8 protein-coding genes and 1 pseudogene are annotated in these 13,747 nt (G+C 62.3%); 5 read left to right on the forward strand and 4 right to left on the reverse strand.

Annotated features, from left to right (window positions below; translation table 11 throughout):
* Nucleotides 1-2 precede the first annotated feature (2 nt).
* The 5 genes from APH44_RS03935 (at nucleotide 3) to APH44_RS03955 (ending at nucleotide 7,476) form a co-directional block, all read left to right on the forward strand.
* Nucleotides 3-1,280 carry an NTP/NDP exchange transporter gene (locus tag APH44_RS03935; RefSeq protein WP_054891391.1) on the forward strand — a complete coding sequence of 426 codons (1,278 nt, stop codon included), beginning with the start codon at nucleotides 3-5 and terminating at the stop codon, nucleotides 1,278-1,280.
* A gap of 155 nt (nucleotides 1,281-1,435) precedes the next feature.
* Nucleotides 1,436-1,600, forward strand: a complete 165-nt coding sequence (locus APH44_RS03940) for a general stress protein (RefSeq protein WP_054891392.1) — start codon at nucleotides 1,436-1,438, stop codon at nucleotides 1,598-1,600.
* Between the two features lie 174 nt (nucleotides 1,601-1,774).
* Complete coding sequence (locus APH44_RS03945; protein WP_054891393.1) at nucleotides 1,775-2,917, forward strand: MexC family multidrug efflux RND transporter periplasmic adaptor subunit; 1,143 nt, start codon at nucleotides 1,775-1,777, stop codon at nucleotides 2,915-2,917.
* Nucleotides 2,918-2,932: 15 nt separating this feature from the next.
* Entirely contained in the window at nucleotides 2,933-6,070 is a 3,138-nt protein-coding gene (locus tag APH44_RS03950; protein ID WP_054891433.1) for an efflux RND transporter permease subunit, read from the forward strand.
* Nucleotides 6,070-7,476, forward strand: a complete 1,407-nt coding sequence (locus APH44_RS03955; protein ID WP_054891394.1) for an efflux transporter outer membrane subunit — start codon at nucleotides 6,070-6,072, stop codon at nucleotides 7,474-7,476. Before APH44_RS03950 ends, APH44_RS03955 begins: the two co-directional genes overlap by 1 nt.
* Before the next feature lie 75 nt (nucleotides 7,477-7,551).
* Here APH44_RS03955 and APH44_RS03960 read toward each other — a convergent pair.
* The 4 genes and pseudogenes from APH44_RS03960 to APH44_RS03975 form a co-directional block, all read right to left on the reverse strand.
* Nucleotides 7,552-8,109 (reverse strand): annotated as a pseudogene (locus tag APH44_RS03960) (TetR/AcrR family transcriptional regulator).
* Between the two features lie 151 nt (nucleotides 8,110-8,260).
* Nucleotides 8,261-10,261, reverse strand: a complete 2,001-nt coding sequence (locus tag APH44_RS03965) for a U32 family peptidase (protein ID WP_054891395.1) — start codon at nucleotides 10,259-10,261, stop codon at nucleotides 8,261-8,263.
* 143 nt (nucleotides 10,262-10,404) lie between these two features.
* Nucleotides 10,405-11,835, reverse strand: coding sequence for a hypothetical protein (locus APH44_RS03970; RefSeq protein WP_054891396.1), 1,431 nt, complete (start codon nucleotides 11,833-11,835; stop codon nucleotides 10,405-10,407).
* A complete protein-coding gene (locus APH44_RS03975; RefSeq protein WP_082420831.1) occupies nucleotides 11,822-13,720 on the reverse strand; it encodes a Hint domain-containing protein in 1,899 nt (632 codons plus the stop codon). The genes APH44_RS03970 and APH44_RS03975 overlap by 14 nt, the downstream gene beginning before the upstream one ends.
* Nucleotides 13,721-13,747 lie beyond the last annotated feature (27 nt).

Raw genomic sequence — 13,747 nt, forward strand, 5'->3', positions numbered from 1 at the left:
CCATGAACGGCTGGCGGCGGCGCCTGGACCAGAGCCTCAACATCCAGCCCGGCGAAGGCCCGGCGGTGGTTGCAGGTCTTGCGCTGTTCTACCTGCTGTTCACCGGTTATTTCATGCTGCGCCCGGTCCGTGAAACCATGGGCGTGGCCGGTGGGGTGGACAATCTGCAATGGCTGTTCACCGGTACCTTCGTTGCCACCCTGGCCTGCCTGCCGCTATTCGGATGGCTTGCTTCACGGGCGAAGAGGCGACGCATCCTGCCGTGGACCTACGCCTTCTTCACCAGCAACCTGCTGTTGTTTGCTGTGCTCTTTGCCCGCGACCCGGACGACCTCTGGAATGCGCGGGCTTTTTATATCTGGCTGTCGGTTTTCAACCTGCTGGCCATCTCCCTGGCCTGGAGCGTACTGGCAGACCTGTTTTCCAGCGAGCAGGGCAAGCGCCTGTTCGGCCTGCTCGCGGCGGGTGCAAGCCTCGGGGGCCTGAGCGGGCCGATTCTTGGCACTCTGCTGGTTTCTCCCCTCGGGCACGCGGGTTTATTGGTGCTGGCGGGCGTCTGCCTGCTTGGCAGCACAGGCGCTGCGCTGTACCTGCAACACTGGCGTGAGCTGAATCCGCTGCCGACCAGCACCGCGCATCCGGCCTCGCGGCCGCTGGGCGGCAATCCATTTTCCGGCGCCACCGCCGTGCTGCGGTCGCGCTACCTGTTGGGTATCGCGTTGTTCGTCGTACTGCTGGCCAGCGTCAGCACGTTCCTGTATTTCGAGCAGGCCCGTATCGTCAGCGAGACGTTCAGCGACCGGACACGTCAGACACAGGTCTTCGGCCTGATCGACACGGTCGTGCAAACCCTGGCGATACTCACCCAGGTCTTTCTCACCGGACGCCTGGCCCGGCGCCTGGGTGTCGGCGTGCTACTGGTCGGCGTGCCCCTGGTGATGGCGGTCGGTTTCCTATGGCTGGCGCTGGCGCCGGTATTTGCAGTGTTCGTCTTCGTGATGGTCATGCGTCGTGCGGGTGAGTACGCCCTGGTTCGCCCAGGGCGGGAGATGCTCTTTACCGTGTTGCCCGCCGAAGAGAAATACAAAGCCAAGAACTTCATCGACACCGTGGTCTACCGGGGTGGCGATGCCTTGAGCGGTTGGGTCAAGCGTGGCCTGGACCTGCTGGGCGAGCATCCGCAGTTGGCGATGTCGATTGGCGCCATCCTCGCGCTTGGTTGGGGGGGTACCGGCGCCTGGTTGGGCCGTCGCCAGCGTCGCCTCGAGAATGCTCCGTAGCGCAATGCACCTCGCGCCAAATACACCGCCATGCACCTTTAGCGCCGCCGGTCTGGCGGCTCGGTAATAAACCGAATCCCCTGTTGCCGCTGAGCTCCGAACTTATGTACGGCAAACGCCCGTGCATATCCCACAGCCACAAGAGGTGCAAGACCATGGCCAATAACCAGAACAAGACTGGCAGTCAGGGTGGTAGCAAAAATCCTGGCAACTTCGCCAACGACCGGGAAAAAGCGTCTGAAGCCGGTCGCAAAGGTGGCCAGCAGTCCGGTGGCAACAAGCAGAGCGACGACATGGGCCGCAAGGGCGGTCGCTCGTAAGCGATGCTGCGCGGTGCCGGGTAGCTCGGCACCGCAACGGAGACAGAACAAGCCGCTGTCTGAAACCAATCAGCTTACAATCTTTAACATAAATATCAAATGAGACTAAATTGACTCAATGACGATCGATTAGTACCATCCGAGCCGTTTTTATCAAAGGCTCGGTGAGCAAAAATGAGCAATTTGCGTGCAACAGCATTGGCCAGCTGCCTGGCAGCCACCTTGGCACTGGCGGGTTGCGGGGGGGGCGAAGAACCTCAGGCCAGCGCCCAGAGCGCCTTACCCGTACAAACCCTGACCGTCGCCAATGAGGCGTTGACCTTGAGTTCCACATTGCCCGGTCGGGTAGAGCCGATGCGTGTCGCTGAAGTGCGTGCCAGGGTGGCTGGTATCGTCTTGCACAAGCGTTTCGAAGAAGGCGCGGACGTCCAGGCCGGCGAGGTGCTTTTCCAGATCGACCCGGCGCCCTTCGAGGCCGCGCTGTCGCGCGCCGAGGGTGACTTGGCGCGCGCGCAGGCGGTGCGTCAGGAAGCGCAGGCACGGGTCAAGCGCTATGCACCTCTGGTGAAGATCGAAGCGGTCAGCCAGCAGGACTTCGACACTGCCAGCGCCGACCTGCGTAGCGCCGAAGCGGCGATTCGCTCGGCCCAGGCCGATGTCGAAACCGCACGTCTCAACCTGGGCTACGCCACGGTCAAGGCGCCGATCTCCGGTCGTATCGGTCGCGCCCTGGTGACCGAAGGTGCGTTGGTCGGGCAGGGCGACGCGACCCTGATGGCGCGCGTCCAGCAGCTCGATCCGATCTATGTCGACTTCACGCAGTCCGCCGCCGATGCCCTGCGTTTGCGCCAGGCCCTGAAGGATGGCGCACTGGCCACCGGCAGCGACCAGCACCTCACGGCGCGGGTCGAAGGCACCGATTACGAGCGCTCCGGGCAATTGGTCTTCACCGACGTCTCGGTCGATCGCGGTACCGGCCAGGTCACCCTGCGCGGACGCTTCGACAACGCTGACGGCATCCTGCTGCCAGGCATGTACGTGCGCGTATACACCCCACAGGGCACCGACAACCGCGCCATTCTCGTGCCGCAACGTGCGGTGCAGCGCGGCGCCGATGGCCAGGCACGGGTGATGCTGGTAGGTGCAGACGGCATGGCCGAGGCCCGTGGCGTGCAGACCGGCACCATGCATGGCGCGCGCTGGCTGATCACCGAGGGTTTGCAGCCGGGTGATCAGGTCATCGTCGGCAGCCCAGCGGGTCTGGCTCCAGGCATGCCGGTGGCGCCATCGGCAACCCAGCAAGCCGCGGCGCGATAAGGCGGGGAAAGCATGATGTCCACGTTCTTCATCAATCGTCCGAACTTCGCCTGGGTCGTGGCGCTGTTCATTTCCTTGGCCGGCCTGCTGGTGATTCCGTCATTGCCGGTCGCGCAATACCCCAGTGTCGCACCGCCGCAGATCACCATTACCGCCACCTATCCGGGGGCTTCGGCCAAGGTGCTGGTGGAGTCGGTCACCAGCGTCATCGAAGAGTCGCTCAACGGCGCCAAGAACCTGCTGTACTTCGAGTCGACCAACAACTCCAACGGCATCGCCGAGATCGTCGTCACCTTCGAGCCGGGCACCGAACCCGAGCTGGCCCAGGTCGACGTACAGAACCGCCTGAAAAAAGCTGAGGCGAGGCTGCCGCAGGCGGTGACCACCCAAGGTGTCGAGGTCGAACAAACCAGCGCTGGCTTCCTGCTGATCTACGCCCTGAGCTACACCGACGCGGCCAGCCATGGCGATACCACTCAACTGGGCGATTATGCCGCGCGCAACATCAACAACGAGCTGCGACGCATCCCCGGGGTGGGCAAATTGCAGTTTTTCTCCTCGGAAGCGGCCATGCGTGTGTGGATCGATCCGCAGAAGCTGGTTGGCTACGGGCTGTCGATCGACGATGTCGGCAATGCCATCCGTGGGCAGAACGTGCAGGTGCCGGCCGGCGCCTTCGGCAGTGCGCCGGGCAGCAGCGAGCAAGAGCTGACCGCGACCCTGGCGGTGCATGGCACCCTGGACGATCCAGAGGCGTTCGGCCGAGTGGTGCTACGTGCCAATCCCGATGGCTCGATGGTACGCCTGGCCGATGTCGCGCGGCTGGAGGTCGGCAGCGAGAGCTACAACTTCTCCTCGCGCCTCGATGGCAAGCCGGCGGTGGCCGGTGCCGTGCAATTGGCTCCTGGAGCCAACGCCCTGCAGACCGCCGCGCGGGTCAAGGCGCGCCTGGCCGAACTGTCCGAGTTCTTCCCCGAAGGTGTCGAATACTCGGTGCCCTATGACACCTCGCGTTTCGTCGACGTGGCCATCGAGAAAGTCATCCATACCCTGATCGAGGCGATGGTACTGGTGTTCCTGGTGATGTTCCTGTTCCTGCAGAACATCCGCTACACCCTGATCCCGTCGATCGTCGTGCCGGTGTGCCTGCTCGGCACCTTGCTGGTGATGAAGCTCCTCGGCTTCTCGGTGAACATGATGACCATGTTCGGCATGGTCCTGGCCATCGGTATCCTCGTCGACGACGCCATCGTAGTGGTGGAGAACGTCGAGCGGATCATGGCCGAGGAGGGCCTGGGGCCCAAGGAGGCGACGGTCAAGGCCATGGGCCAGGTGTCCGGGGCGATCATCGGTATCACGCTGGTGCTGTCGGCGGTGTTTCTGCCGCTGGCGTTCATGTCTGGCTCGGTGGGGGTGATCTACCAGCAGTTCTCGCTGTCGCTGGCCGTGTCGATCCTGTTCTCGGGTTTCCTGGCGCTGACGTTCACCCCGGCGCTGTGCGTCACGCTGCTCAAGCCGGTGCCCCAGGGGCAACATGAGAAACGCGGTTTCTTTGGCGCATTCAACCGCGGCTTTGCCCGCCTGACCGCACGCTACTCTTCGCTCAACAGCGCCTTCGTGGCGCGCGCTGGCCGCTTCATGCTGGTGTATGCGGGGATTCTTGTGGTGCTGGGCTACTTCTACCTGCGCCTGCCCGAATCGTTCGTGCCTGTAGAAGACCAGGGCTACGCCATTGTCGATGTGCAACTGCCGCCAGGCGCCAGCCGCGTGCGCACCGATGCCACAGGCCAGGCGCTGGAGCAGTTCCTGATGTCACGCGAAGCCATTGCTTCGGCGTTTCTGGTCAGCGGTTTCAGCTTCTCGGGCATGGGTGAGAACGCGGCGCTGGCATTCCCGACGTTCAAGGACTGGTCCGAGCGCAGCGCGCAACAGTCGGTGGATGCCGAAACCCAGGTCATCAACGCGCAGTTCGCGGCGCACGGTGACGGCAGCATCATGGCAGTGAACCCGCCACCGATCGATGGCCTGGGCAACTCCGGCGGGTTCGCCCTGCGGCTGCTCGACCGCGGCAACCTGGGGCGCGAAGCGTTGTTGGCCGCGCGTGACCGGCTCTTGCAGCAGGCCAACGGCAACCCTGCGATCCTCTACGCGATGATGGAAGGGCTCGCCGAGGCGCCGCAACTGCGGGTCGATATCGACCGTGAGAAGGCCCGCGCCCTGGGCGTGACCTTCGAGAGCATCAACAGCACCCTGTCGGCGGCGTTCGGTTCGCAGGTGATCAATGACTTCACCAACGCCGGGCGTCAGCAGCGCGTGGTCGTCCAGGCCGAACAGGGCGAGCGGATGACCCCGGACGCGGTGCTGCGCCTCTATGCGCCGAACAACGAAGGGCAGCAGGTGCCATTCAGCGCCTTCGTCACCACGCGCTGGGAGGAAGGCCCGGTGCAGATCGTGCGCTACAACGGCTACCCCTCGATCCGTATTGCCGGTGACGCGGCTCCAGGCTATAGCACCGGTCAAGCCATGGCCGAGATGGAGCATCTGGTCAGTGATCTGCCACCCGGCATTGGATATGCCTGGACCGGGCTCTCGTATCAGGAAAAAGTCTCCAGCGGCCAGGCCAGCAGCCTGTTCGCACTGGCCATCCTGGTGGTGTTCCTGCTGCTGGTGGCGTTGTACGAGAGCTGGTCGATTCCGCTGACCGTGATGCTGATCGTGCCGATCGGTGCCTTGGGCGCGGTATTGGCGGTGATGGTGGTCGGCCTGCCCAACGATGTCTACTTCAAGGTCGGCCTGATCACCATCATTGGCCTGGCAGCGAAGAACGCGATCCTGATCGTCGAGTTCGCCAAGGATCTGGTGGAGAAGGGCCACAGCCTGCGTGAAGCCGCCATCGAGGCTGCGCGCCTGCGTTTTCGACCGATCGTGATGACGTCGATGGCCTTCATCCTCGGCGTGGTACCGCTGGCTATCGCCTCTGGCGCGGGGGCTGCGAGTCAGCGGGCGATCGGCACCGGGGTGATCGGCGGCATGCTCAGCGCGACGTTGCTGGGGGTGGTGTTCGTGCCGATCTGTTTCGTCTGGGTGTTGTCGCTGCTCAAGCGCAGGGCCGGCAAGGCTGCTGCGCAACGTTCTGTCGAGGTGCCGGAGTGATGGTCATGGGTAAAGGAATCGCCCCCTTGGCGATGGCGTTGATGCTGGCGGGTTGTTCGATGGCGCCGCAGTACCAACGCCCCGAGGCGCCGATCCCGGCGCAATGGCACTACGGCGCGGCAGCTCAAGGGCAGAGCGTGGAGCAACTGGACTGGCAGGCGTTCGTGGTCGACCCGGGCCTGCGCCAGCTGATCAGCAGCGCTCTGGACGGCAACCGCTCGCTGCGCCAGACCTTGCTCGATATCGAGCAGGCCCGTGCCCAGTACCGGATCCAGCGCGCCGATCGTATACCGGGCTTGAACGCCGGCGCGTCGGGCAATCGCCAGCACCAGCCAGCGAGCCTGGCGGCCGACGGACGCAGCGGTGTGGCCAGCACCTATCAGGTCGGTCTTGCCTTGCCCGAATACGAGCTGGACCTGTTCGGTCGGGTCAAGAGCCTGAGCGATGCGGCACTGGAGCAGTACCTGGCTACGGAGGAGGCCGGTCGAGCGGCGCGCCTGGCGCTGATCGCCGAGGTCAGCCAGGTCTACCTCACCCTGGATGGCGCTCAGCGCCGCCTGGCCCTGACCCGCCAGACGCTGGCCAGCCGTGAGGATTCCCTTGCCCTGGTCGGCCAACGACGCGCCGCCGGTACCGCCACGGCGCTGGACCATCAGGAGGCGCTGGGATTGGTCGAGCAATCACGCGCGGAGCTGGAGAGCACCCTGCGCCAGCAGCGCCAGGCCTTTAATGCGTTGGTGCTGCTGGTCGGCAGTGCCGACGTGGCCAGAGAGCTGCCGGTATCTGCCGGCGAAGCCCCCCGAGTGCTGCAGGACATCGCACCGGGTGCACCTTCGGCGCTGCTCGAACGGCGCCCTGACATTCTCGCTGCCGAGCACCGGCTGCGGGCCCGCAACGCCGATATCGGCGCGGCCCGCGCGGCGTTCTTCCCGAGGATCAGCCTCACCGGCAGCTTCGGTACCTCGAGCGCACAGATGTCGGGGCTGTTCGACGGTGGCTCGCGTAGCTGGAGCTTCATGCCACAACTGTCGTTGCCGCTGTTCGATGGCGGGCGCAACCGCGCCGGGCTGGATCTTGCGCAGGTACGCAAGGACTCGGCAGTGGCGGCCTACGAGGGTACGGTACAGACGGCATTTCGCGAAGTGGCCGATGCGCTTGCGGCCAGCGACACGCTGCGCCGAGAGGAAGCGGCGCGCAGCGCGCTGGTCGAGACCAGCCGTGCAACCCTGGAGCTGGCAAGGGCGCGCTATCAGGGCGGGATAGACAATCACCTGCGCTACCTGGATGCGCAGCGCAGCAGCTATGTGAACGAGTCAACGCTGATCGACGCCAGCACCCAGCGTCAGATTGCCCTGGTCGATCTGTTCCGCGCGTTGGGCGGGGGATGGCCCGCGCCCAAGGGCTGAAGGGCTCCTTTGGTTGGACGATCCAACCGTTCGGCCCCTGGACCTTGTGTCCCGGGGCCTTTTTTTTGCCATGCCTCAGGCCTGGACCCTTGCTCCTTGCAGGAACAACTGCTCCAGTGCCAGCGCCGAATTGGCGCTGGCCGCCCGACCTCGGCGCTCGGCATCGACCATGCCGAAGATCATGGTCAGGAACATTTCGGTGAAGACCGCCGCACTGATGTCGATGCGCAGCGTACCCATCTGCTGGGCGCGCAGGAAGAATGCATCCATGGCCTGGGTGTATGTGTCCCAACGACGGTCGTCGCCGTCGCCGAGCAAGGTGTCGGGGCGGTACTGGAACATCAGGAATACCAGCATCTCTCGGTGCTTGAGATGCTCGGTGATCAGGTAGCGTATCGCCTACAGCGGCTCGGCGTTGGCCAGGTCGGCTTCCTCGATAACCTGGTTCAGCACGCGCTCGCCGTGCTTCTCGAGCATGTCCACGAGATTGTCGCGGGTACCGCAGAAGCGGTGCAGGGTGGCCTTGCTGATGCCGGCGGTCTCGGCCAGCTCCTTGAGCGTGGCACGGGGGTGGACGACGATGGCATGGGCAAGCGCCTTGAGCAGGCGTTCGTCGTGGGGGGTGGGTTGCATCAGGGTTCCTCGCGTGGGTCGCATGGAAACCATTGTGCAGAAAATACCAGGCTGTTCAATATTTTCGAGATGAAAAAGCCTCATCTGAGACTTTTCTGGCTCTAGCCTGTAGAAAATGCCGGGCGCTGTCAGGCAGCGCCCGGGCTCGGACTCAGTGCGGCGCGCGCACGATGGTCTTGAGCAGGTCTTCCGGGCTGATGTGCCCAACCACCTGGCCCACCGCACTGCCGGGGGAGGGCAGGTCGATGATGTGGCCTTTCATTCGACCGACCACGTGCATTTCGCACGGCTTGCAGTCGAATTTGAGGGTCAGCACTTCGTCGCCATGAATCAGCTGCATTGGCGCGACCTTGGTTCGTACACCGGTAACGCCCTTGGCCTGCTTGGGGCACAGGTTGAACGAGAAGCGCAGGCAGTGCTTGGTGATCATCACCGGCACGTCGCCGTGTTCCTCATGGGCCTCGAACGCAGCATCGATCAGCTTCACCCCATGGCGATGATAGAAGTCACGGGCTTTCTGGTTGTAGACGTTGGCCAGGAACGACAGGTGCGCCTCGGGATAGACCGGTGGCGGACTGGTCTCGGCCTTGCGGCTGCCGCGAGGGTGCGCCTTGACCCGCGCCTCGGTGAGCGCCTCGATAGCCTCGCGGCGCAGGGCCTTGAGCTGAGAGTTGGGGATGAAATACGCCTGCGGGGCATCGAGCTCAATGGTCTCGGCGTAGTACTGGGTGGTACCCAGTTGGCCCAGCAGGTCGTGCAACTGATCCAGTGCCTGTTGCGGCTTGTTGGCCGCACCGAACGGGCCGTCCAGGGCAACCTGCACAGTGATGCCTTCCTCGCTGGTGACGCTCAGCGCCAGGCGTTGCTCGGTCAGCACGGCCTGCCACTGAACCGCGACGCGACGCTCGGAGGAGGTGCGTTGCAGCGCCTGTTGCCAGTTATGGTCGAGGTTGCGCGACAGGGGGTGGTTCGGTCGCAGCTTGTGCAAGCCGTCGGGCATCTCGTTGGGCTCGACGCGATAACGGTAGCGTGTCTGGCCGTCTTCCTCGAACTCGCCACGCGGCTCGGCGATGTTGGCCCGGAAGCCCACCACTTCGCGCTTGACCAACACGTTCAAGCCGTCGCCGTTGGTCAGCGGCACCTCGGTCACCACCATCAGGTCACGCTTGCCGACCTTTTCCACCACACCCACCGGCAAGCCAGTGAAGGTGGGTGAATCGAAGGCACCGATGTCGATCTTGCGGTCGCTGACGAAGTAGTCAGTGCTGCCGCGGTGGAAGGTCTTGTCTGGATCGGGTACGAAGAAGTGCTGGGTACGACCGCTCGACGCGCGGGCCAGGTCCGGGCGATCCTCGAGAATCGCATCCAGCTCCTTGCGGTAGTGGGCGGTGATGTTCTTCACATAGCCCATATCCTTGTAGCGCCCTTCGATCTTGAACGAGCGCACGCCGGCGTCGACCAGGTCACGCAGGTTGGCGGTCTGGTTGTTGTCCTTCATCGACAGCAAGTGCTTTTCGAAGGCAACCACTCGGCCCTGGTCGTCCTTGAGGGTGTAGGGCAGGCGGCAAGCCTGCGAGCAATCGCCGCGGTTGGCGCTGCGGCCGGTCTGGGCGTGGGAGATGTTGCATTGACCGGAGAAGGCCACGCACAACGCGCCATGGATGAAGAACTCGATGGCAGCATCGGTCTCGGCGGCGATGGCGCGGATCTGCTGCAGGTTCAGTTCACGGGCCAGCACCAGTTGGGAGAAACCGGCCTGGTCGAGAAACCGGGCCCGCTCGAGCGTACGGATGTCGGTCTGGGTGCTGGCATGCAGCTCGATCGGCGGGATGTCCAGCTCCATCACCCCCAGGTCCTGGACGATCAATGCATCGACACCGGCGTCGTACAGCTGGTGGATCAGCTTGCGTGCAGGCTCCAGCTCGTTGTCATGGAGAATGGTATTGATCGTGGTGAAGACCCGCGCGTGATAGCGCCGGGCGAACTCCACCAACTCGGCGATATCGCCGACCTCGTTGCACGCGTTGTGCCGCGCGCCGAAGCTTGGGCCGCCGATGTAGATGGCGTCGGCGCCATGCAGGATGGCCTCGCGGGCTATGGCCACATCGCGGGCAGGGCTGAGCAGTTCCAGGTGATTCTTTGGAAGGGACATGTCGTTATAGGTTCGGGCTGTCACGGTTTAGGGTGGCATTGTAGCGATGAATTGCCGCGCAGGCACCCGTGACGTTCCAGATGGGCATACTCGCGGCGACGGGCCCGCTTCCCTCGAAACAGGCCCGTCTGCGCCCACACCTTTCAGCGAGCCGGAGCAGTTTGCTCGGTTTGCCATTGCGTCCTGCTGGAGGCTTTCCCACAGATGGGCGTCAGCTGTACGCTCAGCAATTGATCCAGGTTCGCATCGAACACTGGAATCATCATCCGGGCACTGCAGCCAGCGACCCGGTCCTGACTGATGACATTCCCTGCGCGAATAATCGATATCCATGTGCCTTCAGGCGACACCACCGACTCCGGAGGCGACCAAGTGACATCCACGACGCCCACTCTCGGCCGGAGCAGGGCAAGCCGTGGAGCCCCCGTGATCATCGGCACCCAATCGCCTTCTGTACCGATCCCGGACCCAGGATATGCAATGACCTGACACACCCACTTCTTGTCGGTCCTGAGCGGCGCTTTCAACGACAAGCGTGCCTGGGTCCGAGGGGCATCGACGCTCGCAGAGGCGGCGACCGTGCCGGTCTCTGGCGAAAACACCTGCACGATGTAGTGAGTGAACTGCAGACTGTTCGACATGTTCCAGGCTACATCGACGCCCTCGTTGTCCAACACCACTGAAGTGATTTCGGGCCTGGCTGCCACAACGCGCAAAGGCGTGGTCCTGATGCCTGCACCTTTTGCGGTCAGGGCCGTGAGGGTGAAGGTGAGCTCATCGAATTCCGGCAGTGGCGACGACAGTGGAAAGTCGGCGAACTCGTATTCCATGGGCAGGCTCATTTCGTAATGCTTGCCGGTAAGCGTACTGTGCAGCTTCAGTTGGTATTGCACGATCTCTGTGGGATCCAGCGTAAACCATGCTACTGCTATGCGGTTTCCACCGCGATAAAGCGGGCTCTGCTCCAGATTCGGCGGGTTCATGGATGGCGGGAAATGAATCAGCTCCGATCGGGCGCGGGTACGCTCGCAAGCCACAGCCTCCACGCCGACTGTCCAGCCTTGGTTATTGCCTAGCCCCCCGTCTAGTTGCGAATTGCTCACGACAGCACAGGCGCTGTCTGTTCCGCTGACTGGAATGACGAATGTCGTGCCGCTGACCGTGGATGACACGACGATCTCATAGCCCAGGAGAGCCTGGCTGGAGGGCTGCCAATCAATGTGCAAGGCCTCGCCATCGTATATCGCCGAGTGCAGGACCGGCTGGAGGGTTGCCAGGGGCAGTGGGGCGCTGCTCTTTGATTCCCCCTTCTCCAGCAGGGCCATCAGGGTGACGCGATATTCGCGCATCGCGCTCAGGGGTTCGGCCAGAGGCAATATGCCGGCGGTGGCCGCGCGGTCTGGAATGAACTGATGTTTCAATGACGTCCAGCCACTTGCGTCCTGATGGCACAAGGTGATCACCCAACCCGCGGGCTTGACCCACTCGAGAGGGTTCCATGCCACGCTCAGGCAGTCTGCCTCGTAAACCGCCCGGACGATGGTGGGCCTGAGTGCATCGTTATCGCGCAGCATTGTTGACCTCCTGTGAAGCACCGCTTTTGTCAGAGGAACGCTGCGCCTTTTGTTTTTGCTGGTTATCGTAATCGGTCAAGAACGCCGGATGGACTTTTGCTCGCTGTTGCGCTGGGCTGAGAAGTGGCGCTCTGTTTTTGAGATCTGCCAGCATATTTTGCGTCGCGAGGTTACCCGACAAAATGCCGTTGGCATAATAACTACCCTCGACGCCACCGTTGAACTGCAAGTTGTATACAGGGGTGGCGTGAGCCTCGACATAGTCGACGCCCGTCACCGTAACCGGAGAACCCTCGACGGCCAACTTGTCGCCTGGATGGATTTCCCGTGCCTGTACCTCTACGTTTCTCACGGCGCTCCCGACTTGAATCGCTCGCATGATGGGATGGGTGGGCGTGACATGGAGGGTCTGGCCGGTAGTGCGTATCTCAAGCATGAATTCATTTTCTGTACCCGTGGTTCTTTCACTGACGGTGCGCACGCCAGCAGGTGTCTTCACCTGGTCTCCCGAGACGATATCTTCAATTTTCTTGGTCTTGCCCGACGCCAGGGTGATCAAGGTGCCCCCTGCGACACAACCTTCCATGATGCGGAGTTGAGGGATGATCTCCCTGCCGGGTTGCCCAGCGGATCTGGTATCGCTGGTAAATACAAACGTTACGTTTCGTGGCAAGGGGTCGTCTGGTGTTCCTGGGAGGATGACGTTGTTGGTCATCCAGAAGTTGACGAGTGAGTCTACGTTGTTAGTCAAGCATGACGGATTACGTTTGAACGTTTCGGCAGCGTACTGGAAACTCATCTTTCCGTTACCGTCAGATGTCCAATCGTCCAAATTTTCCCCTGTTTTGGAGTACACCCGGCATCCCCCTCCAGCCAGACTTTGTAAATAGATCGTCGTAGCGCCAGTGAGCGTGGATCCGGTCTTTTCCTCGGTGACGGCGTAGCCAGAGACGGGAATTACATAGTTGACAGGCTTGTTCTGGCTTGCCCAATAATCGCACTCTTCGCGGCTGAGGCGGTTCCAGCACATCAAGATGGGTTTATCTTTGTCAGCGAGTTTATTGCTGCAGGCTTCAGTCGATGCAGAAGCAGCGACACATTGGCCATTGGCGCCTCTTTCGCAGGGCCTGGGCTCTGTCATACACGCGTCAACGAGCCCCGTTGAACTGACCGCCTTTATCATGACAGGCGGTGGAAGTTCAGCGTCAGGGTCTTTGGGGATCACGCTGAAGACAGCGACAGCGCGAACGGGAATTGCCGACGCCACCGTGGCACTCATGCTAACGCGGAAGTCAGGAAGACTCGTCAGGTCAGTCGCGGTCTGCGAGGCAACAAAATCCCCCGTGAAGTCGTTATACATAACGAGTGTGATCGTGTTCGCGTCACTGCCGTTCACAAGTGAGGAAATGGCTTCAGACTGGTAGGTGATCGCTGAACTATTTACCGCCGCGCTCGAGCGCGAAAGCTCCGAGATGAACTGAAGATCTTCCAATGGGGCGTCGGCATTAATGGACGTCTCGGGGAAGTCAACCGGTTTTACGGGATTGGCCTTTGTGCCGGAAACCGCTAGCGCTTTCACCCGCTGTTCATGCGCAGCTTCCATGCGCCTGAACAGTTCGGGCGCATGTGCTTCTGTATTCCCTGCCTGGAGTTGTTGAGCCTTGTAGAACGCATAATGCTTGGGGTTGCCCCAATCCAACTGATACAGGACGCCAGGGGTGAGAGCCTTGGTCAATTCCTCCCCCAATGTTTCAACTGTCGCCAAGGCGTTTTCTTTGTTTACTTCATCAGGGGCAACCTCGGCTGCCCAGGCGGAGGAAAGTGCAGAAAACGATAAAAATAATGCGGCCAATAGACTAATTGAGGTCGGTGCTTTACTCGCCATGGTCTTTGCTCCCTCGGGTCAGATCCT

The sequence above is a fragment of the Pseudomonas sp. NBRC 111143 genome, from assembly GCF_001320965.1.
In the GTDB taxonomy this organism is placed as follows: Bacteria; Pseudomonadota; Gammaproteobacteria; order Pseudomonadales; family Pseudomonadaceae; genus Aquipseudomonas; species Aquipseudomonas machongensis.